The sequence below is a fragment of the Rhodococcus sp. BL-253-APC-6A1W genome, assembly GCF_012843405.1.
In the GTDB taxonomy this organism is placed as follows: domain Bacteria; phylum Actinomycetota; class Actinomycetes; order Mycobacteriales; family Mycobacteriaceae; genus Rhodococcus.
Window position 1 is genome coordinate 106,133 of record NZ_JABAFB010000013.1, and the last position, 23,640, is coordinate 129,772.

Below are 23,640 nucleotides of genomic sequence, written 5' to 3' on the forward strand. Positions count from 1 at the left end.
CCCGATCGTTAATTGTTCGAAGGAGTCCTGAGTGGCAGACATCGCCGCTGGTGAGCGCGTTGTGGTCCGTGACGAGGAGTGGCTCGTCCGGTCGGTGCGGACCACCGAGCGTGACGGCACGCGCGTCGAGGTGACCGGAATCGGCGAGCTTGTCCGCGACCAGGATGCGGTCTTCTTCGATTCCCTCGACACGATCGACCGTCTCGATCCGCGTGACGGCAAGCTTGTGCTCGACGAATCGGAGGGCTTCCGGCGCTCACGGCTGTGGCTCGAATCGGTGCGTCGCAGCAGCCCGGTCCCGGCCGGCGAGACGCGCATTGCGGTCGGCCACCGGGGCCTCCTCGACAGGATGGACTATCAGCTCCGTCCCGCAGCGCAGGCGTTGCAGAACCTCCGTCCGCGGATCCTCATCGGTGACGCCGTGGGTCTCGGTAAGACCTTGGAGATCGGCATCCTGTTGTCGGAGCTGATTCGGCGCGGCCGGGGCGAGCGCATCCTCGTGGTCACGCCCCGCGCGGTCCTCGAGCAGTTCCAGCACGAACTGTGGACGAGGTTCGCGATCCCCCTCGTGAGGTTGGACTCGGGTGGCATCCAGAAGGTCAAGCAGACCTTGCCGAGTTCCCGGAACCCGTTCAGCTACTACAAGCGGGTGATCGTCTCGATCGACACGCTCAAGAACCCGGCGAAGTACAAGCACCATCTGAAGAACCACAAGTGGGACGCCGTCGTCATCGATGAGTGCCACAACCTGATCAACCGCGGAACCCAGAACAATGAACTTGCGAAGTTGCTTGCTGTACAGACGGATGCGCTGATTCTGGCGAGTGCGACACCGCACAACGGCAAGCAGGAGTCGTTCGCGGAGCTGGTGAACCTGCTCGACCCCACCGCCATCGCCGACCGAACCGAGTACACCGCCAAGGACATCGAGCACCTCTACGTCCGGCGGCACCGCAACTCTCCCGATGTCAAGCTCGACGTTGCGCACAAGTGGAAGCAGCGGCGGACTCCGAGGATCGTCGAGGTCGTACCCAACGCCGCAGAGATCGCGGTTCTGCGGGAGCTCGAGGACACCTGGCTGCACCCGGACGGCGGCTCGGTGGTGACGGGGCAGGGACGGCAGCTGTTCCCGTGGACCCTGTTCAAGGCCTTCCTGTCCTCGCCGAAGGCGTTGCGCGCGAGCGTCGGACGCCGCCTCAAGACCCTCGACTCCACGACATCCCCGGAGGCCAAGGCACTGCTGCGGCTCGACGAGCTGACGGAGGAGGCCGACGCGAAGGCACCGTCCAAGCTGGTGAAGCTGATCGACCACCTCACGGAGGTCGGAGTCGGCAAGGGCTCACCCATTCGCGCTGTCGTGTTCTCCGAGCGCATCGATACTCTTACCTGGCTCGAATCTGAGGTCGCCAAGCGGCTCAAGCTGCCCGCGAAGGCGGTACAGGTGCTGCACGCCGGCCTTCCCGACGAGAAGGTGCAGGCCGTCGTCGAGAGCTTCGGCCAGGCCGGCTCGGACATCCGCATCCTGCTGGCCTCCGACATGGCCTCGGAGGGTCTCAACCTGCACAAGGAATGCCACCAGTTGGTCCACTACGACCTGCCGTGGTCGTTCATCCGGATCCAGCAGCGCAACGGTCGCATCGACCGGTATGGACAGATGCACGAACCGCAGATCGCCGCCCTGGCGCTTACCAGCGACGCCGACGACGTGCCGAGCGATCTGCGGGTGGTCACCAAGCTGCTGCAGAAGGAGTACGAAGCCAACCAGGCTCTCGGTGACGCAGGCGTTCTACTCAATGTGCGCGACGCGGAGATCGAAGAGCAGACGGTGATGAAGGCCATCCGCGACGGCAAGGATCTGGACGCGGTGGTCCCGGAAGCCACACCGGCGGCCCTGAATCCTTTCGCCGGCCTGATGGCCACCGGTGGCGGTCACGAGGGGGACCCGACGCCGGAGGAGGTGCCGCGGCGGTCGCTGTTCAAGGACGACGACAACTACCTCACCGACGCACTCAAGGACGTTGCTGCCGAACCCGGTGGTCACGCACTGGATGTGACACGCGACGACGACAAGGACATGATCGCGTTCAACCCGCCGGCCGATCTGGTTCCGCGGTTCCGCGACCTGCCTTCCGAGTACCTTGACGAGCAGAAGATCGCGGATCGGCTCCGGCTGTCCGGGAGCAACGAGTTCTCTGAGCAACGTCTGGAACGTGCGCGGAAGTCGACGGACAGTGCGTGGCCGGACGTGCACTTCCTGGCCCCCATCCATCCCGTACTCGACTGGGCAGCCGACCGATCGATCTCGCGGTTCGGGCGCAACGAGATTCCTGTCTTGTCCGGAAACGTGGACGAGCCGGTGTTCCTCACCCAGGCCGTGTGGTCCAACTCGCTCGGCCAGCCCGCGATCTCGCACTGGGGTGCGGTACGGGGTCTTCCCGACCACCCCGAGGTCGGGGACTTCGACGAGACCCTCGACCAAGCAGGTATTCGGGAGGGCGCGTCGAATGCCGGGTTCGCCGACGTCGACTTTGATGCACTGCAGTACCGGGTGGGTGCGGCGGTGGACGCCGCCGCCGAACACATCCGCGACCGGCGCGACGACTTCGAAGCCGATCTCCTCCGCCGCATCGACGACTACCGCAGCGGGCTGAAGGGTTGGGAGCAGACCGCTCTCGACATTGTCACCGATAGCCGCCGCACCGGCTCGAGACTGGATATCGAGGCGACCGTCGACCAGTCGACGGCTCTCATCGATGCCCTCGCCGCCAGCGGCGACCCCTTCGTTCGCGTCGTCGCCGTGATCGTGCCGAAAGCAGGTAGCTGAGCCATGTTCGACTCCATCTCCAATGTCAACGACTACCTGTCGGAACACTGGCTCGCGGAGGTCTTCCCCAGCAAATTGAAGGATCTGGGGAAGGTATGGAAGGAACGCGCGGAACAGGAAAAGGCCACGCCAATCAAGGGGCTGGCCGGGGTCAGCGGCAGCTACCTCCGGGCGCTTGGCGAGCTTCCCGCTCCGACGCATCCCGACTACACGACGGTGGTGACCGAGACGCACGCGAGTCTGCTGCGGGCGGTTGGTTTCGAGCCGGACGAGACTGTCCTGGAGACTTTCCAGGGGGAGACGCCGGTCGCCGTTCCGCTGATCGCGCGATTCCCGGGCGCGGCCGACGCGGACGCACTGCACATCCTGCAGGCGGTGCCAGCGACCGACGCCGACTCCCTGTTCGCCGATGACGCCGAGTTGCTGCACCCGCTGCAGTTGACGATCACCAGCGAGAAGACCGAAGAGCTTGCGTCGGTGTCGAAAGCGATCACCCAGCTGTTCGTCAGTGACCACGCACCGAGGTACCTGCTCGTGATCGCCGGCGGCACGGTGCTGCTCACCGACGCCGCCCGGTGGTCTGAGGGCCGCTACATCGCCTTCGACGTCGCGACCGCGTTGGACCGGCGCGACGAGAAGGCCGCTGGCGAGCTCGCTCACCACGCCGGACTCTGGTCCGCGGACGTGCTGCTGCCCAACGACGACGGTAAGGCGACCCTCGATGCCTTTACCGAGGACTCCGAGAAGCACGCCGTCGGCGTCAGCGAGGATCTCCGCGAGGGCCTGCGCATCTCGATCGAGAAGATCGCCAACGAGGTGCTCGCGCAGCGTCGCGCGGCAGGCCTTCCTGTCGAGGGGATCCCGGAACTCCCAAAGGACCTGACGATCCAGTCGCTGAGGTTCCTGTACCGAATCCTGTTCCTACTCTTCGCGGAAGCTCGTCCAGAGCTGGGCATCCTTCCCGTCGGTGTGCCCGAGTACGGGTCCGGGTACGGCCTGGACCGGCTCCGCGAGATCAGCCAAGTCCCCCTGACCGGACGCTCGGCCGACGGCCATCACCTGCACGAGTCACTGGACCTGTTGTTTCGGCTCGTCAACGACGGTCACGGCGCTGGCACCGAGGACAGTGACGGGCTGGTGTTCGAGGCGATGCGCTCGGACCTGTTCGATCCCAAACGCACCCCGTTGATCGACGACGTCAAAATCAGCAATCGGGTGCTGCAGGAGGTGCTCACCCTGCTGCTCCTGTCGAAGCCGTCGAAGAACAAGAACAAGCAGCGCGGCTACATCTCCTACGCCCAGCTCGGCATTAACCAGCTCGGCGCCGTCTACGAAGGGTTGATGTCGTACTCCGGTCTGATCGCTGATGATGACATGGTCGAAGTCGCGAAAGACGGCAACGCCGACAAGGGCTCGTGGCTTGTACCCTCCACCAAGTCCGGTGATTACGCCGCCGAGGATATCGTGTGGCGCGAGGACCGGCTGACGGGGCGCAAGGACATCGTCCGGCATGCCAAGGGCAGCTTTGTGTTCCGGCTCTCAGGCCGCGACCGGCAGCGCAGCGCCTCCTACTACACACCCGAGGTGCTGACCAAGACCGTCGTCAAGCACGCACTTGCCGAGCTGATTACTGCCGAGACCACCGCGGCGCAGATTCTCGAGTACCGGATCTGTGAGCCGGCGCTCGGAAGCGGCGCGTTCCTCAACGAGGCGATCAACCAGCTCGCCGCCGAGTACCTGGTACGGCGGCAGAACGAGCTGGGCGAGCGGATCGAGCCCGAGCAGTACACCACCGAACTGCAGAAGGTGAAGGCCTACCTGGCCTTGCACCGCGCTTACGGTGTGGACCTCAACGCCACCGCCGTGGAGCTGGCGGAGGTGTCGCTGTGGCTCAACGTGATGCACCGTGGATTGCAGGCCCCGTGGTTCGGTCTGCACCTGCGCCGCGGCAACTCACTGATCGGTGCCCGCCGCGCCACCTACGACTTCACTTCGCTCGGCAAGGCAAAGAAGAGCTGGCTCACGACCCCGCCCGTCGACCGGCCGCTGTCGGAGGGGCCCATCGGTGACGGCGAAATCCACCACTTCCTGTTGCCCGCCAGCGGATGGGCCGCCGCCGCCGATGCGAAGCAGGCCAAGGAGCTGATGCCGGAAGCGGTTGAAGCGCTTAAGAAGTGGCGCAAGGAGGTGACCAAGAAGCCGGACAAGAAGCAGCTCGACCGGCTGCGCGCCCTGTCCCGCCGCGTTGAGCGCTTGTGGGAGCTGACGTTGCGTCGTCTCGCGATCAGCGAACGAGAGGTGTCTCGTCAGATCGATGTGGGGCGCAGCGCTTCCAATTGTCGAAACCGCTGTCACGCGTGAACAGGTCGAGTCTGACCTCTTGGATCCGGAGGGCCCGTACATGCGGTTGCGGCTCGCAATGGATGCGTGGTGCGCGATGTGGTTCTGGCCCCTGACTGGACCGGGGAAGGACCCCGCTGATCAGAAGGAAAACCATCCCATACCTCCCAGCCTTGACGAGTGGATTGCGACCTTCGAAGAGCTGCTCGGCTTCGACGGAGTGCGCAACGGCGATGGTAGCCAGACCATGTTCCACGAGGCGGTCGACAGTTTTGGTCAGCTAGCGGAGATGGACGACCTCGAGCGCGACTTCTACGGCATGAGGCCGGTGTGGAAGCTGGCGTCGAAGCATCAGTGGCTCGGAACCGCGCGGGGAATCGCCGAAGAACAAGGCTTTTTTCACTGGGAACTCGACTTCGCGCAGATCTTCCAGCGCGGCGGATTCGACCTGCAGGTCGGTAACCCACCGTGGGTGCGGCCAGACTGGCTGGAAACCACCATGCTCGCAGATTCCGACCCATATTTTGGTCTGGAGGAACGAATTCCTGACCGAACCTTCAAGGCCAGGCGCACTCAGGTGCTCGACGACAAGTCGGCGTTGTCGAGATACATTGGTGACCTGGTGTCGTGGAGCGGCACCGCTACCCACCTGGGGTCAGCGGTAGAGCATCCTGTGCTTCGGGGCGTGCGGACAAATCTCTACACGAACTTTATTGAGCGTGTTTGGCGGTCCTCAGGAGGCCGAGGGGTTGCTGGCCTGATTCATCCAGAGACTCACTTTACGGATCCAAAGGCTGGGCACCTGAGAGCCGCAGCATACCCCCGGCTTCGGCGGCATTGGCAGTTCTCGAACCATCTTCTTTTGTTTAATGAGATTGCACAGGTTACATACTTCGGCGTATCGATCTACGGCGCACCCCGGGTAGTCAACTTCCTAAATTCTTTCGGGCTAGTAGACCCAGCGGTGATCGACAGCTCGCTTGCGGCGGGAGAACCCGCGGGCGAAGTCCCAGGCTCTCAGTATCCCTGGGGAGGATGGGATCTGCGTCCACATGCATCCCGGATCACGACAATCGACGACGTGGTACTCGGAGACTGGGCTCTACTGTTTGATCCTCCTGCAACTCCTGCAAGGCATGCTCGTCTTGTTCGACCATTGACTCGCGAACATATCGGGATCTTGTCGACATTCGCGCATCAGTCGTTGCGGCTGGCTGATGTGGGGTACAGGTGGTCGAGCATCTGGAATGAAAAGATCGCCAAAGAAGACGGTTTCATCGAGTGGCGAACTGAATATCCAAGCGGCTGGGAAGACGTTGTATACCAGGGCCCACACTTCACCGTGGCAACTCCGTTCGCGAAGGAGCCAAATGAGCAGTGCAAGAGCAAGGGCGACTATAGTACGTGGAATCTCTCTGAGCTTGTGGAATGGGTAATCCCACGCACCAACTATCAGCGTGCTTGTGAGCGCGGGAGCTACGATGCGGCGATCCCGCAGTGGGGTGACCGGCCAGCGACGGATTATTGGCGTATCGCATGGCGGAGTATGACCCAGCCTGCGCTGGAGCGATCATTGCATGCGGCGCTGATCCCGCCTGGTGCAGCGCACGTCCATACCGTGCACACGTGCACGGTATCGACGTGCGCAGCGCCCGTCCATACCGGCTCGAACCTCTCGGTCCGAGCCGGGGATTCGAGAAACACCGCGCTGGTCGCGGGGCTGTGGGCATCGCTGCCGTTCGACTACCTGGTCAAGGTCAGTGGCATGAGCCACGTGCATGCCGAGCTGATCGACCGATTCCCCGCGCCGATCGACCACCCGGCGTGGCCGTACCTTCTTCTCCGCACTCTCCGGCTGAACTGCCTTACCCGCGACTACGCCCCGCTGTGGGAGGGCTTGCATCAGGAGGCTTTTGCCACTGACACTTGGACCCCGGCGTTCGACGCGTCCTCCGATCTCGGTGTCGCAGAGCAGCGCTGGACGATGGCCACCCCGCTGCGAACAGAGTTCGAACGTCGCGCGGCCCTGGTCGAAATTGACGCGCTCGCAGCCTTGATGCTGGGCCTCACCGCCGATCACCTGGCGGTGATGTTCCGGGCGCAGTTCCCGGTGCTCCGCAAATACGAATATGAGATGTACTTCGATGTGAACGGACGGAAGATCGCCAAGGATCACCACGCTCAGGGCGTCAAGCAACAGAAGGACGACTACAAGCTCCTGCAGGCATACCTCGAAGGCGAGGACTGCGGCGATCTGCTCGACCGATATACGCCGTTCCCGCCTGACGAGAGCCACGACAAGCCGTGGTTCTACAAGCCTGACCGCGAGGCCGAGATGCGGACGGCGTATGCCGATTTCGAGCGGAGGCTCGGTCTGAATGGGTGACACTGTAGCGCCGACGTTCCCGTCCCTGCTCGCAGAGGAAACGAAGGACTCGATCACCGAGTATCTGTCCACCACCTTCGCTCTCGCTGATCCGAACGCAGGATCGGCCCTCAGCGAGTTCCTGCGGCACCCGGAGACTGGGATCTTCCGCGGCCCCTACCTGAAGGTGCGCACGCCATACCAGCAAGTGCCAGCCAAGTGGACGTCGCCGCTGGAATGGATGCCCAAGGGGTTCCGCCCCTTTCAGCACCAGGCAACTGCATTCGAGCGGCTCTCCACCCGGGACGACGCGGCGCAGCCGACGATCGTGACCACGGGAACGGGCTCGGGTAAGACCGAGTCGTTTCTCGTCCCGCTCCTCGACCACGCGCGGAGGGCCACCGCGCGCGGCGAGCAGGGGATCAAAGCGATCATCCTGTATCCGATGAATGCGCTTGTCACCGACCAGGCGCGTCGTCTCGCGAATTACCTACACGACGATCCGCAGCTGAGCGATGTCACCGCTGGCGTCTACATCGGTGGTACAGGCCGGCGGCGCACCCCCACGCGCAACCAGCTCGTCGACAACCGCGACGAGCTGCGTAAGAACCCGCCCGACATCCTGCTCACCAATTACAAGATGCTCGACCTGCTCCTTCTGCGGGTGGGCGACAATCCTTTGTGGGACAACGCTGCCTCCACGCTGCAGTACCTCGTGCTCGACGAGTTCCACACCTACGACGGCGCGCAGGGCACCGACGTCGCCATGCTCATCCGTCGACTCGGCGCACGTCTCGGCGTCGCGGAGACGGGGCGTCCGCTTGGTCGTGTCACCCCTGTCGCGACCTCCGCGACGCTCGGTGGGGGAAGCCACTCGAATGAGCTGCGTGGGTTTGCCGAGACCATCTTCGGAACCGAGTTCCCGCCCGAATCGCTCGTCACGGAAACGTCTCTGACCGCCGTCGACGTGGTCCCTCATGTCGATTTCAGCCTCGACATTCCGGCGGTTGAGGTCATCCTCGAGGCGCCGATGCCCGATGCAGCTGTGGAGGGATCGTGGGAACCTCTGGCGCGCGCCGTTCTCGAACCCGCCGTCGAACAGGGCGCGCACGCCGCGCCTGTCGACTACGCGGACCCCATCGCGATCGGTGATGCACTGCGCACCCACTTTCTCACTCGAGCCGTGATAGACGCTTTGAGTGATGAACCCCTTACCCCGCCAGATGCCGTAACCCGCATCACCCAGGCCGGCGTTCTGCCTTGGGGAGTACACAACGCCGCACGACCCGTCGAGGTGCAGCAGGCGCTCCTGAAGTTCCTCGCGCTACTGTCACTTGCTCGCATCCGTGACGATCACGGCTCGTTCCGTCCTCTCCTCAACGTGCAGGTGCAGCTATGGGTGCGGGAGTTGACCAGAATGCTGCGTCAGGTGTCTCAAGAGCCGAGCTTCGACTGGTGGCACGACGGCCCACCCGCTGACGGAACCTACCTCCCCGCTGTGCATTGCCGGGTGTGTGGGCACTCGGGATGGATGACCTCCAACACCGAACTCGGGGACTCTTTCGCACACGAGCCGCAGACGATCTGGCGCGACAGCGTACGCCCCGCTACGCGACACAAGACCCGCGCGTTGCTCCTGGCCGACGCCGCCGACCAGGGTGTCAGCTTCATCGACGTGGACACCCTCGAGATTGGCTCCACGCCGAGCGAGAACACCATCGCGGTGCACTGCACCGTGGATGAGGACGCGGCTGTCGAGCAGACGTGTCCGGCGTGCGGTGCGCGCAACGCGATCCGCTTCCTCGGATCCAGCGTCGCCACCCTTCTCAGTGTCGGCCTCACCAGTGAATTCGGCTCCCCACTCCTTGCGGACAACGAGAAGAAGACCCTCGTGTTCACCGATTCCGTGCAGGACGCGGCCCACCGCGCCGCGTTCATCGAGGGACGTGCTTTCCAGTTCAACTTTCGCTCGGCACTGCTCGCGGCCGCCCGCGGCGAACGCACCACGCTCCAGACGGCGTCGGAACGGCTGTTCTCCGACACTCCCGTTGCGCAGTTGTACTCGATCACCCCGCCCGACTTCGTACGACGCACCGGTGCCGAAGGCGCCTGGCTCGACCATGACTCCGACCGATGGCTGCGCGACCTACTCGACGTGCGCATCGCATTCCAGGCCCATCTTGAAACCGGGCTGAGCGCCCGGATGGGCCGCACGCTGGAACTGACCGGGGCGGTCGCCGTCGATGTCGATGTCGATCTGGATCACTTCGCGTCCCTCGCCCGCGAGATCCACCAGAACCTGCCGCAACTCAGCCTTACCCTGAGCCGAAGTCCAGCCGAGCAGCTGAGCCTCGACGTGCCGGACGAGCGGGCGACGCAGCTCGCGATCGATATTGACGCGTACGCCGGCCCGCGCTACGACATCTGGATCCTCGGACTGCTCGAACAGTTGCGTACGACGGGTGGCATTCACCATCGATGGCTCGCGCGGTACATCCGCGACGAGGGCAAGCGGTGGTCCATCTGGGGCGGGAGCGCCGAGGGCATGCCGAAGTTCCCCGCCGGTCGACCAGCCCCTGGCTTCCTCACCACCGGCTCGGCAGGCGACACCGACTTCATCGCGTTGGGTCCGCGCGGCGAGTCGCGGCTTACCGATTGGACCCGCAGGTGCCTCGGCGTCACCGCGCCCGAGGCTCGTGCCCTCCTCGTCGACGTCGTCGACGTCCTCGCGGGTGACGGCGGTCCGCTCGAACGCCGCAGCGGCGAAAAGGGATCCAAGATCTACGGGCTCACCGCAGACCACATCATTCTGGATCCCAACGGCATCGAACGGCTGCAGTGTCCGGTGTGCCACCACGTGCAACCCGCCGCTTCGAACCGCGCCGCCCTCTGGGACGGAGCGCCCTGCCCGCGAATGCGCTGCCCTGGCACCTTGGCGTCGGTCGAGATCGAGCCGACGAATTTCTACCGGACCATGTACCGATCCGGTCGCATCCGACGCATCGTCAGCGAGGAGCACACCGGCCTGCTCGACCGTGAGGAGCGGGAAGAACTCGAGGCACGTTTCAAGATGGGTGGATCACCCGTCGATCCGAACATCCTCGCCTGCACACCCACCCTCGAACTCGGTATCGACATCGGTGATCTGAGCACCGTCGCGCTTGCGTCGTTGCCGCGGTCCGCCGCGAACTACCTTCAGCGGATCGGCCGCGCCGGCCGCTCCACCGGCAACGCGTTTGTCCTCGCCGCTGTACCCAGCTCACCGCGGGACCTCTACTACTTCGCGCAGCCGACCCACCTGCTGGCCGGTGAGGTGCTGCCGCCCGGCGCCTACCTCAACGCCACCGAGTTACTACAGCGGCAGTTCTTAGCCTTCGCACTCGACCGCCTCGCTGCGGGCAGGCTCGGCACGCTCCCGGTGATGCCGTCCAAGCTTGCTGCAGCACTCGGCGGGGGCATGGAGGACGGGGCTTGGCTCCGATCCGTGGTGGACGCGGTCACCGCCGACGCGGCCGCGCTGAGCACTGAGTTCCTCTCGCTGTTCGGGAACAACCTTGTTGCCGAGGCGCAGCAGGCAGTGCGTGGGTTCGCGTCAACCAGGCTGCGAGAAGAAGCCGCACGCGTGGCGTTGACGTGGCAGTCCGAGACCGACGAGATCCGGAAGCGACTCAACGAACTCGCCCAGACTGTCGCCGAACTAGACAAGCACGGTCACCTCGACGACCAGCAGAAGGACGACCGCAAGCGCTGCATGGGGGAGTCACGGGCGCTCGGTGACCAACTGCGAGAGCGCGGCCGCCAGGAAACCCTGACCGGGTTGAGCGGCGTGGGCCTGCTTCCCAATTACAATCTCCTCGACGACGCAACCACCCTGGACGTGCACCTGTGGTGGACCGCGAACGAGGGCGGCCAGTCGCCAGAACCACAGGCACTCGACCTGACGTACGAGCGCAGCAGCAGCAGCGCGCTCACCGAATTGGCCCCGGGCGCCTACTTCTACGCCAACGGCAAACGAGTCCAGGTCGACGCCGTCGACGTCGGCCCGCTGTCCCAACCACTGTGGTCCCGCACCCGGTTGTGCCCGTCCTGCGGGTGGGGAACCACCAATGCCGAAGCGTCGCTCGCGTCTTGTCCGCGCTGCCACAGCGGGGCGGTCACCGACTCCGGGGCCGTCCACAAGGTACTTCCGCTGCAGAAGGTTTCGGCGGTGCACCGGCTCGACGACGTACTCATCGACGACGACGCCGACGACCGCACCCGAACCTTCTTCACGAAGGTCACCGGCGTCGACATCGACCCCGCCGACATCGTCGACGCATGGAAGCTGAAGGCGACGGTGTTCGGGGCGGAGTACGCGCGCTCCGCGGTCATCCGATCGCTCAACGTCGGGCTCGGCGACACCCCGGGCGGCGAGACGATGATCGCGGGGGAGACGGTGACCGCTGCCGGGTTCACCACGTGCTCGCACTGCGGCGTGGTCGCGTCACGGCCGACAGAGAAGGACCGCACCAGGCACCGAGGCTTCTGCGCCACCCGCCGCGGGACCGCCGAGACGTGGGAACGCCTGCTGCTCTCCCACGAACTGCGCACCCAAGCCGTCCGCCTGTTGCTGCCGGTGTCGCTACTCCACTTCGAGACGACGATGACGTCGTTCAAGGGTGCGTTGCTGCTCGGGCTGCGTCGCGATTTCGGGGGCGACCCGCAGCACCTCGCCGTCGTCGCGTCCAGCATGAGCGATGGCACAGGATCGGTGCGCCGGTTCCTGGTGCTTCACGACACCGTGCCCGGCGGCACTGGATATCTCGATCGGTTCGGTCAGCCCGAACGACTTCGAGGCATCCTCGCCCTCGCCCGCGACGTACTCGCGACGTGCCCATGCCGGCTCGAGGGGCGCGCGGCCTGCCACCGATGCCTCTACGGCGTCATGTCCTCCCGTGAAATGCCCTACGCCTCCCGCGAATCCGCGCTCAAAATGCTCGACGAGTTCCTTGGCGATTGGGAGGTGGAAATCATCCCGACCGTAAGCACCGTCGATATCGCGAAAGTCCAACTGAGCGAACTCGAGCTGCAGTTCCGGGAAGCGCTCAAGGAACGCGTAGCGAGCCGGGACGGGTGGTCCGTGGAGACCGCCGTCGGGTCGAACGGACAGGAACTGGACCTCCGGCTCGCGAACGCGAACGGCGACCCGCGGCGCTGGCGTATGCGTCCCCTGGTTGACCTCAAGGCCGGCTCGATCACCACACAGCCCGACTTCCTGTTCACCCGAAGTGATGCGCAGGGATGCGATGTGGCGGTCTACCTCGACGGCGAGAAGTACCATGCGAGCATCCAACACAACAACACCGCCGACGACGCGCGGAAGCGGGACGCACTGCGCCGCGACGGTCGACGGGTGTGGTCGATCGCCTGGGACGACGTGCAGGCGTTCGTGTCGAAATCGCTGAAGGCCGCGGTGCCTCCGTTGCTCCACCAGCAAATGCAGAACACGGCGAGTATCGGAATCGACGACCAGCGATTGAAAGCGATGTGGGGCAACCCGATCGATTTTCTCATCGAGTATCTGGCCGATCCCGACTCTGAGGTTTGGGGCGGGGGTGCCGACGGAACCGTGCTTGCCATCGTCAACGCGGGCAAGCACGGATCCGAGGCACCGATCATGCTCGCGCCCAGTGCGCTCGTGACCGGCCTGAGTTCCTTCTTGACGGGCGAGACGCCCGCATCCGATCCGGCGGGGTCGGTGATGGTGGTCCCCCGTGTTGGTCTGAGTGGGTTGCCGCTCGTGATCGTCGCGGACCCGAACGATCACGTGTCGACCCTCGGCGTGCTGTGCGTGCTCGACGATCGTGCATCGGAGGTCGGAGGCCCGGCGCACGTCGCGCGTTGGCGCGACTGGCTGCGGTGGTCGAATGTTCTCCAATTCGTCACGCGGCCCCGGTTCGGGCACGAACTGCCGATGCGCATGGTCGAGATCTGGACCCGGCGTTCGGAAGATCCGTTCGCGGGCGCGATGATCCCGTTGGCGGGATCGGTGCCCGGCAAGATGTCGGATACGGCGATCGAGTTGAGCCCTGAGTGGTCGCTTGTGCGCGACTACACCGACCCAGTTCTCGCCCAGCTCATCGGGATCATGGCTCAGGAAGGCGTGGACGTACCCGAGGCGGGCTCCGAGGTCGGACCTGATGAGTCCGTGTGGCAGGTTGAGCTGGCTTGGCCCGACACGAAGGTCGCGGTCGTCGTCGACTGCGACGCAGACCGTGACGAGTGGCTCGAGAAGAACGGGTGGACGGTAGCTTCCGCGGAGGGGGCGTTCGAGCCGGATACTCTTGCACGCGAGATCGAGGATGCGGTGAAGGGGAGTACGCAGTGAAGGCCGAAGTGCGGATGCACGACTTGTTCGACAGCTCGTACGATCGACTCGAGGGCAGCGTCAAGCAGCGCGTCGTGGACTTCATCATGAAGATCCAGCGAGACCCCGAGGCGCCCGGTCTCGACTACAAGATCCCGAAGCTGGCGCAGAACAACCGGGTGCGCACGGCACGCGTAACCGACCATTACCGTGCGGTGCTCGTGGTTGCAGGTGAGGATGATGGCACCGCAATCCTGTATCTCGTGGCGGTCAAGAAGCACGATGCCGCGTACGACTACGCCTCAAAGCTCACCCTTCAGGTCAACGCCAAGACCGGCGCCGCGGAGTTGTTCGACGCCATCGCGCTGGAGGAGGCGGTCGACAAGGCCCGCAATACCCCGGCAGTCCTAGCGTCCGCAAAACCGATCATGCCTGCGAAGGTCAAGCAGAAGGACCTCGAGCGATTTGGTGTCGCTCCCGAGATCGCCGAGCAACTGATGAAGGTCACGGATGAGGACGATCTCATGGCAATCGCGGACGCACTGCCGTCCTCGCAAGGGAACGCCGTGCTCGACCTCGCCTATGGCAAGAGCCCCGACGAGGTGTGGGCTGACCTGGTGATCGAGGATCCGGGCGAGGTCGATGTCGACGACCTCGAGGCGGCTCTGCAGCGTCCGCTGTCGCGGCTCAGCTTCACGACCTACGACGGTGAGAACGAGGAAGAACTACGTGCTGTTCTCGAAGGAGACTTCGCCAAGTGGCGCGTGTGGCTGCATCCTTTGCAGCGCAAGCTCGCCCAGCACACGGGATGGAACGGTCCGTTCCGCGTGACCGGAGGAGCAGGCACCGGAAAGACGGTGACTGCGATCCACCGGGCGCGTCACCTTGCTCGTCGGCTCGACGCCGAGTCGTCCGCACAGAAGGTGCTGTTCACGACCTTCACCAAGAATCTGGCCCGTACGATCGAGTCCCAGTTGAAGCAGTTGGCCGGGCCCAAGATTGTTGACCGGGTCGACGTCGCCAACATCGATTCGCTGGCCCGACGCATTGTGACGGCATCGGACGCTCGCCGCAACGCCGTCAGCTCGGTCAAGTTCGTCACGGCTGATAGCGACGAAGTGCGGGAGCTCTGGAACAGTGCCGCGCTGGTTGCCGTTGGCCAGTGGGACCCGGAGTTTCTCGCCGATGAGTGGTCACAGGTCGTGCTCGGGAATGCGATCGTGGACGAGGCGGGTTATCTTCGTGTCACGCGTAGCGGCCGGAGCCAGCGATTGACGCGACCTCAGCGCGCCGACGTCTGGCAGGTCGTCGAACAGTTCGAGCGGTTGATGCGCTCGCAGGGCCTGATGACGTTCACGCAGCTCGCAGCGCAAGCGGCCGCGATGTTGGCGGCCGACCCGGCATTGCGGGAACAATTCGGTTACCGACATGCGGTCGTCGACGAGGCGCAGGATCTGCATCCGGCGCATTGGAAGTTGCTGCGCGCGCTTATCGCTCCTGCCACCGACGACCTCTTCATCGTGGGCGATGCGCATCAGCGCATCTACGGCCGACAGGCACCTCTGTCCCGCTACGGAATCGAAACCCGTGGCCGATCACGCAGACTCACCATCAACTACCGAACCTCGAAGCAGATCCTGCGGTGGTGCCTCGCGACGGTCGATCACGACGTAGACGATCTCGATCTTGCGTCCGACACACTCGCCGGCGCCCGGTCGGTCTTCGGTGGACCGGATCCGGAGACGCATCACTTCAAGAAGGCTGATGCCGAGGACGTGGGCCTCGTCGCGCAGATCAATACATGGATCGGCGAGGAAATTCGTGCGTCTGACATCGCAGTCTTCGCGTTTGATCAGAAGACTGTCAACCACCTCGCCGACGTACTGGCCGACGCCGGAATCAACAGCGCAGTGGTGTCGGAGCGGTCGGATGAAGACAAGCTCGGCGATGCTGTTCGCGTCATGACAATGCACCGCGCGAAGGGCCTCGAATTCCGTGCAGTTGCACTGCCCCGCCTCGGAGTCGATGCCTTCCCGCCGTACTACCTGCACAAGTTGTCGGGACCGGTGCGGGAACTCGAAGAGACCAAGCTCCGGAATCTCCTCTACGTCGCGGGCTCGAGGGCTCGCGAGCGACTGGCGGTCCTGTGGACGAAGGAGCTTTCGCCGTTCGTGATGGCGGCCCAGTAGCCCTAACGGACGGCGTTGACTGCCTCGAATGCTGACTTGATCAGTGGACTGGATTCGTCGAGTTGGCTCAGGTGCATCCGCTGTGCGGTGAGGATGTCCAAGGCTGGGACACGGGCAGATTTCCCGAGCCCGAATGTCGTTCTCGCGATCTCGACGAATCGTGCTTTCGCCTCAACGGTTGTCGAATCAGGATCCGATGCTTCGGTTTCCGCGAGAATCGCTGCTTCGGGAACCTTGCCGTCCAGGTAGTAGATGTTATCTCGTGCCCACAGCAGGATCTCACGGAGGTTCTTGACGACACTGTCGTCGTCACTACTACCGTTTTTCGAGTTCGCGAAGTGCTGCGGGACGCAACCGAGCAGTGCTGTGGCGTGCTTCTCCCACGTTTCTCTGTGCTCGCCGGTAGCTGGGGTCGAATCGCAGACACTCCAGTCTGCGCCGTCGATTCGTTGGTCGCCGTCGAGCAGCATCACAGCATCACTCGACTTGGCGAGCGCGAGCGTCGGTAGTGAGTGCTTTACGAGACTGTCAGCGCCACCTGGAAAGATCACGGGCTCGATCGTTCCTCGGAGGTCTTCACAGTGCAGCGTGATGGCGCGGGAGACAATCTCGGCGGACAAAGCATCTTCGACCATGATTCGCTTGTTCTTCAAGCCTGACGTGTGTCCGATATGGAAGAACGCGTCGCTTGGATGGGTCTCGTCGGAGATGAGGGAGACCGACCCGGTCGCAGGATCCGGGCTGAGCAACTTGATTGCGTCCGGCGGAAGCTCTTCGACGATCGAGGGTGAATGTGTCGATATTACTATTTGTGTGCCTTTTTGGTTGACCTGTGTTTTCAGGAAATTCAGCAGGCGCTTCTGCGCGCCAGGATGTAAGGAGACCTCAGGCTCGTCGAGTAGAAGGAGTCCGTTCTTGCTCATGTCCGATATTGCGTCGACGAGGCGGACAATCGCGAACTCACCGCTGCCCGCGTGGGCCTCGGAGTAGTTCCCATCCTTCAAGCAGAGCATCGCCGAGTAGCCGACCGATGAGTAGAATCTGTGTTTCACGATCTTGATTCCAGAGAACTTCTTCCCAAGAATATCGGAGATACTCTGAACGACATCGGTTTCAAGGTCGCGGACCGGCTCGATGATCATATCCTTGTCGCCAGAATGCGGAGTGTCGTCAAACGCTCGTGCAAGACCTTCGGCTCGCTTGAGAACCCGGAACTTCTTGCCGTTTGCAATCCTGGTCCACTGGTCGTCGGCAGCGTGATACAGAAACTTGTCGTGCGCGGACAGTTCCGATCGAAAATCGAGGTAGAGTACTTCCTTTGATACTGGGTTCCATCGGTCCTTCGAGTCGGAGAGTAGTCCCGCTACAGTTGGATCGTCGACGGGGATCTCCGCCATCGAATCAACTTTCACGCGTTTCGTCGGTTCCCAGTAGTCGGGATCCTTTTTCGTGGCAAATGCTTTCGGGACATCTGACTGGCGATAGGGCTTGCTGCCACGGGCCTTTCGGCACTCGGCAACAACTGAGCTTCCTGCGACGTGAGTTCGGTACTTGTAGACGAATCGCTGCAGTGTGGCGCCATCTGCGCGAGTGCGACTGTCGATATCGTCCAACGCTGTTGAAAACCAGAAATCCGAGAGACTCTTACCGCCAGGAGCGCCGTACAGGGCGTGCAGAATTGACGACTTGTTCGAACCATTTGGTCCCACAAGAACAGTGATCGGAAAAGAGAAGGTGATCGCCAGATTTGCTGCAAGTGCTTTGTAGTGGGGAAACCGAATCTCAGTAATGACCGGATCTACGCTCTTATTCGAAAATCGATTTCTGAGCATTTCTTCTGTTGGTATCGCCACGATGTCCCCATCTTCCTGCGCGGTCGAAATCAGCCACGCAAACTTATCAGTGCGGAAATTGCTCTGCCATGCGGGTCATCGGCGTGACCGGGTATCTGAAGTCGCAGCGCGGTTGGATCCGGATCTTGTAGGTTCCATCGGACCCGACGCCAACTCGATGCCGAGGTTCGTCAGTAGCCGGCTTGTCGTCCCCGCATCGCCGCGGATCTTCCACGTACGGTCATGCGATGGGCCAGCGAGCGCGACTAACGCACGGGTCTCCGCGGCCGGAAGTGCGTTGGTCACACGCAGCTGGACTCCGGCATTGGCCTCGGACCAGTTGGCGACTGTGGGGTTGCCACCGTGCGCGTCCAGTCCGTACATCAGGCGCCGTACATCATGCGACAGTTCGACGCTGAGCGCTATGACCAGGCCCTCCGCGATTTCGGCGACGTGGTACTCATTCGACTCGCCGAGACCGGATACGCGTGCAAGGTGACGGCCGTGGATGTCGTCGGTGAGATCGAACCAGCGGTCTGCTTGTCTGGTACCCCGGCGGGCATGGGCAGGTCGGTAAATCTTGACTGAATCGAGGTCGAAGGGCTCCGGCACCGGGGAAAGCGGCATCGACAGGTATCCTTCGGTCCATCCGAGGAGCGGCTGGCGCGGTCGGCCGATCCAATCGTCCAGCCCGACAACGGGCAGCGCGAGCTGCGAGACCATCGAGAGATCGGAGAGCCGGCGCGTCGCTCCGCTCAGATGAATCGATGACCGAACCTTCGAATCGAGGTGGCGAAGCGGAATTCCGCTGACCAGAAGCGCACTTTCTTGGCGATCCAGGAGTTGCGCAATCGAGCCGGGAACGGACAGCCACTGGCCACGCCCTAATGCTGCGATGTCTCCGATGATTGTGAGTTCTTCGAGCCGATCGCGCAGAATACGCCGCCGGCCCACCGGGTCGATGTCGTCCTCGGCAAGGGTAGAATCCGCATCTATCGCACGGTCGAGCAGCGTGCGCGTCGATACCGGAACTCGTCCTGCGGTCGATGCCCATGTAACCGCGCGGAGAAGTTCGAAGCTGAGTTCGAGCGAAGGCGTTGTGCGAGGAAGACCGAGCACAGAGCACATGCGGTCTTTCGAGTGATATTCGGTCACTACTTCGATTCGAGGTGAACCGGTGATCATGCGAACCTCTGGTGCAGGCGCTGAACAAGATTCTGCAACTTGCGTGGACGGTTCTGATCTCTCGAGGGAACGAGACCGAGTACATTGCTCACGGCATCGGCGAGGTCCGTGCCGGACAGGCTGGTTGCGAGAGCGGGGAGGATCACGCACTCGAGAACCGATGTGGTGACGGCCTTGGAATCCTGCAGTTCGACCAGTCCTGTGGCGAATCGACGCGATGTGTCCAGCACACCCTCATCGATGACCCAGATTGCACCGAGTGATTCTTCGAGTTTGGAGACCAGTGAAGCTGACTGGGGATGAGGACCAGACACAGGCTGTCGATCGATTGTCGTGCGAGTAGGCGGGTTTGCGGGTGTTCGGCCGGGCTTCGGAACATCGATGGCCACGGCGTAACCCCACAGGTCGGGACTCACGGGCGCTGTCGTCGTTCCGACTGCAGTCGTGGCCGCGAGCAGCAAGTTCTGATCGGGGACGACTCGCGCTACCCCGACCATTTCGCGGGCAGCCTCGGGGACTGTGATGCCTCGATCGTGCGGCTGAAGCCACGGCAGAAGGTACGACTCAGTAGGGGCCTGGTTGAAGGCGTCGAGGACGAGGAGGCCAGGACCGCCATCGCGTACCCCGGCGTCGGCTCCGGGCAGGAGCCCACTGTTCACTCGCGCAGCCGAGGGGTTTGCTGCGCGAAGCCCGAGCAGGTCGACCGGATGGAGAAAATCGTGCCCGACCGACATCGAAGTAATGCGTCCGGAACATACAGCCGTTGCATACGCGGTGAGAGCCGCAGGTCCACCGTTGCCAGTCAGGATAGGGAGCAGGCCGGCGCGTACAGCAGCGTGGATCCGGATCAACACAGTGGTCTCGACTCCGAAGGCCTCGCCCGCTGTACGGAGCAACTTGCTCGCCGGCGTCTGTTCGCGTGGTGTCAGGGACGAACGACCACCGAACGGATCTGTGGTGGTGTAGGTCTGCTTCTGCTTTGTCGATGTTGTTGCTGAGGTTCCAACACCTACTGCGCGCAGTATGACGGACTCGCTGAGCAAGTCAGAGGCATCGTCGACCAGTTCGGCAATTCGGTCGGCAACAGAGTTTTCGACCGATTCGAGTTGTCTGCCGAGATCATTCTTCGCCGATTCGAGTTCCCGCTGAGCTTTTTTTAACAGAGCACGCGTGGTTGAGTATTCCTTGTCGACCGCTGATTTTTCATCGCGAAGTTCCGAGAGTAGAGAATTTTCGGCTTCGATATCCTTCCGGACCTGTTCCATCGCTTCAGCGACAACCTGACTCCGGATCGTGGCGCGGTCGCGCTCCAGCTCAGCTCTCACGACCGGATCATCGCGCAGGACTGATGCGATCTCCCTTGTCAAGGTTCGAACCTCGTCACTCTCCTCGCAGATCTTCAATGCGCGAGTGATCCGATCGAGTTTGTACTGGCGGTCTTCGAGGCGCTCGCCTTCACGTAGGAGATCGGCTGCCTTCTGGATCAGGTTCTTCGTGGCCAAGAATCCAGGAACCGGGATAGATTCCTTTTCGGCGAGAGTTACCGCATCGCGAAGCGCAGTCTTGAGCACCTCGGCGTCGGAACGACAATCGAGATTCCCGGTAATCGGGGATGTCGGTGCGCAGTAGTACCTCGAGTTCGGTAGCTGGAAGATCGCATCCTCTCCCTGGCCTTCTCGGTACGGAACGCGCTCGAGTCGAAGCGAGTCCGAAGGAATGTAGAACTCGTTGCCTTCGATGCGAGGTGTGAGCGGACCGAGAAGCATGTCGCCCTTGCACCAGGCGAAAATATCGAGTCCGGCGAGCACTTCTTCGCTGGCGGGCAGGCGCGATGTTGTCAATCGTTCGAGTGCTTCGTCGTACGCGAACTGCCCATAGTCGAGTAGGGGACTAAGGAACTTTGGATTCCTGACGGTGTAGACGTCCCGTTCGCCCTTGCCTTCCTCGAGATCGAAGGCGACGGCTGATCCTGGTGAGACGTCGAGTTGTGGTTGCCACCAGAAAACCAGTCCGCGGCTTGGATAGTCGTCGGACTCTGCTGCAGTCCAACCGGTACCGGGGTCGTTGTACAAGGGCGTAACGTGCACGAATCGGTCGTTTCGGAACTCCACCGTGCCGACGACACGCGTTCCTGGCTTCACTGGCATGGTCACACCTTAGGGAGACGGTTCATACGATCTGATGGGCCTCTCCTCCTGTGGATCTCCCAGTGAGGAAAAGTGGGGTCGTCGGCCTGAGCAGCCGAAAGCTTGTATACCTCACGCCATGCCAAGCGCCGTCGAAGGCTCGTGTCCTGCGGTTCGACCATCCGCATCGCAGGCTGTTCGGGATGCAGCCTCACGAATCCGAGGTTTCCCGCCCTTACCTCGATCTCGACTGAGTTCGAGAGCCGTTGCGTGATCCATTCGGCTGCGGCCGTTGCCTCGGCGTCCCATGCAGATTCGATCGTCTTGTCGTGCGCAACCGCGGTTACCGAAAATCTCAGAGCGGGTATCGTTGTTCCGATTCTGAGGGTGCCTGCTCGATTCGGGACCTGCTGCTTCGAATATGGCGGGAGTACTTGATCGTCGAATCGCAACGACCACAGCGGCAGACTTGTCGGCTCCGCCGTAACGCTCTCGGTGATGATTTCGGCCTGAAAGGCATCACCTTTCGTATCGGTACGGATGCGGAGTGGTCCGCTTTCGATCGCCGTGATGAAACATACTGGGACTGTTGGGGAGGTGCGGCTGCGCTTGAGGGATTTAGCATTGAAGGTCGCGTGCGATTCGGCGGCAAGCACATGCGCTTGGGGTGACGGAGCAACAATGACCGGTTCGCCGAGGTAGTACCGCGGCACTCCACCCGGCCCGTATTCCACAGCTGGAGTGACCAGGCGAGTTCGGGTCGTTCGCTGCTCGATGCGGGCCACACCGAATCCCGCCAGCCAACGGCGTGCCGCGCTGTTGAAGGACTTCGGTAGGCGTACGAGCCACGCATGCCAGGTGTTCTCCGCCGTCGCGGATGATTCGAGGGTGGTGATGTCCAGAGTGTTAGGAGGCGTGGCGCGAGCAGGACCGACAGCGACGACTGCGTCGCCCCATCGGACAGCGGTCGCCCAGTCATAGCGCCGAAAGGCTCCGCCGCGGTGGGGAACGAAAAGTGTGCCAGTCGGCGACAGCCCGGCTATTTGGGTACGCCACCGTTCTGGGCGGATCCCATTCGGCCATTTTCCGATCGTCCGGATGCTGTTGCTCTCACGTGACGGTTGCACTGCCACGGCGGAGCAGCCTGATCCGGGCCAGAGCGACTCCGCGCGGATCTTCCGGAGGGTGGCGCCGGCGCGGTGCAATGTCAATCCGTCGAACGCCAGTAACGAGGGAACCGTGCGTTTAGTCTCCTCGAGTGCCAGCGATTCGAGTTCGATGAAGAGCGTCCAGCGGCTTCCGTCGGAGTGCAGCCGGAGAAGTAAGGGGGTATGGCCCTCGAGCATCGGGTCACGAGCGTGGCCGTATCGGCTGCTGCTCGGATGGTACTGCTCACAGAGCGGGGTTCCTTCGTCCTTGTTGTGTGCGAAGTGAGCGATCTTGGACATTCCATCGCGCAGGTGAACGTGTCCACAACAGCATGGGCATACGTACCCGTCGTGCCGTTGGGCATCGACGGCCAGCACCTGCTGTTCGCGAGTCAGATCGAATGCGCGGTCCATCGGACCGAACCTCCTGTCACCGCGAGCCGCGAGAAAGACTTGCTACAAGCTGCCCAAGAGCCCGGTGAAACGACCGAGGCTCGGCCGCGGACGACACCGAGGTTGGACGCCGGATTCGTCTTGGCCATTCGGTGGGGGTCTCCTCTATCGGCTTGTCCGGACCAACTCTGTTCGATCGACACGACCGTCTGGCAGTGCCCGATATATGTCAATTCGTGGGCCGCGTGGGGAATGTTACGGACGATTTCCACATGATGCGACTGACGACGACTTCGCGAAAGGTCTCGTGTCCGCTGCCGGCGACGGCGGATGGTTGCAGAGGCGGAGTCTTCTGCTCGTCGCTCAGGAGATTCTCGCGATCGAGCTGGTGGAAGCGACGCGAGTGGACGGCGATGGTGCTTCACTCCGTGGGCAGGACTTGTACCCGGGCAGCTTTTCCGCGGGCTGTCTGTGGAACGGATTGCCTCCGAGGATTTGGTGTCGATCCTGGCCCACCTGTATGTACAGCGCTACCAAATGAGGCAACCAGCCGAACTCAACGACTGGTCCGCAGAAAGCTTCTCGCAGATGAGCGGAACGTCCGTAAGCAGATCGAACCGTACCTGCAAGTGACACAAAGGTCGGCGGCGGTCGGATCATCGACCACGTGGGCCCAGGCTGTCGACGAGCTAGGGCGACTCGACGATGCGAGCGCCAACGGTCAGGCTGTATCCTTGCCGTTGATATTGGCTTCCGGTGAAGGCGACGAAGAGCCTGAGGTTGTTCTGACCGTCGATGAAATCGCCTCGATGCTCGGGACTGCCCCCGGTTTGGTTGACATCTGATCTGTGAGGATCACTCCTCACGATGGAAGGATGTTTCCCATGCCGAA

At 62.8% G+C, this 23,640-nt stretch carries 10 protein-coding genes; 5 read left to right on the top strand and 5 right to left on the bottom strand.

From position 1 onward, the window contains the following. Positions 1 to 31: 31 nt before the first annotated feature. The 5 genes from HF877_RS18830 to HF877_RS18845 are packed head-to-tail and all read left to right on the top strand — an operon-like array spanning position 32 to position 16,064. The gene (locus HF877_RS18830; protein ID WP_169622717.1) at positions 32 to 2,824 is read left to right on the top strand and encodes a DEAD/DEAH box helicase; all 2,793 of its coding nucleotides are present in this window, start codon (positions 32 to 34) and stop codon (positions 2,822 to 2,824) included. A gap of 3 nt (positions 2,825 to 2,827) precedes the next feature. Continuing rightward, complete coding sequence (locus tag HF877_RS21415) at positions 2,828 to 5,185, top strand: hypothetical protein (protein WP_240952698.1); 2,358 nt, start codon at positions 2,828 to 2,830, stop codon at positions 5,183 to 5,185. Between the two features lie 40 nt (positions 5,186 to 5,225). Next, positions 5,226 to 7,550 (top strand): hypothetical protein, encoded by a 2,325-nt coding sequence (locus HF877_RS21420; RefSeq protein ID WP_240952700.1) that lies wholly within the window; start codon positions 5,226 to 5,228, stop codon positions 7,548 to 7,550. After that, positions 7,543 to 13,896, top strand: a complete 6,354-nt coding sequence (locus HF877_RS18840; RefSeq protein WP_169622718.1) for a DEAD/DEAH box helicase — start codon at positions 7,543 to 7,545, stop codon at positions 13,894 to 13,896. The genes HF877_RS21420 and HF877_RS18840 overlap by 8 nt, the downstream gene beginning before the upstream one ends. Next, positions 13,893 to 16,064: a UvrD-helicase domain-containing protein gene (locus tag HF877_RS18845; protein ID WP_346765240.1), complete on the top strand. Its 2,172-nt coding sequence runs from the start codon at positions 13,893 to 13,895 to the stop codon at positions 16,062 to 16,064. Before HF877_RS18840 ends, HF877_RS18845 begins: the two co-directional genes overlap by 4 nt. 2 nt (positions 16,065 to 16,066) lie before the next feature. Here the strand turns inward: HF877_RS18845 and HF877_RS21665 are convergent, their stop codons facing one another. The 5 genes from HF877_RS21665 to HF877_RS21180 form a co-directional block, all read right to left on the bottom strand. After that, positions 16,067 to 17,917, bottom strand: a complete 1,851-nt coding sequence (locus HF877_RS21665) for an ATP-binding protein (RefSeq protein ID WP_169622719.1) — start codon at positions 17,915 to 17,917, stop codon at positions 16,067 to 16,069. 75 nt (positions 17,918 to 17,992) lie between these two features. Next, the gene (locus HF877_RS18855) at positions 17,993 to 19,081 is read right to left on the bottom strand and encodes a hypothetical protein (RefSeq protein WP_169622720.1); all 1,089 of its coding nucleotides are present in this window, start codon (positions 19,079 to 19,081) and stop codon (positions 17,993 to 17,995) included. Continuing rightward, positions 19,078 to 21,228 (bottom strand): hypothetical protein, encoded by a 2,151-nt coding sequence (locus HF877_RS18860; RefSeq protein WP_169622721.1) that lies wholly within the window; start codon positions 21,226 to 21,228, stop codon positions 19,078 to 19,080. Before HF877_RS18860 ends, HF877_RS18855 begins: the two co-directional genes overlap by 4 nt. Positions 21,229 to 21,230: 2 nt before the next feature. Continuing rightward, entirely contained in the window at positions 21,231 to 22,769 is a 1,539-nt protein-coding gene (locus HF877_RS18865) for a competence protein CoiA family protein (protein WP_169622722.1), read from the bottom strand. A 668-nt stretch (positions 22,770 to 23,437) separates the two neighbouring features. Next, positions 23,438 to 23,640, bottom strand: a 203-nt coding sequence (locus tag HF877_RS21180) for a hypothetical protein (protein ID WP_206037344.1), incomplete at its 5' end; no start/stop codon positions are given.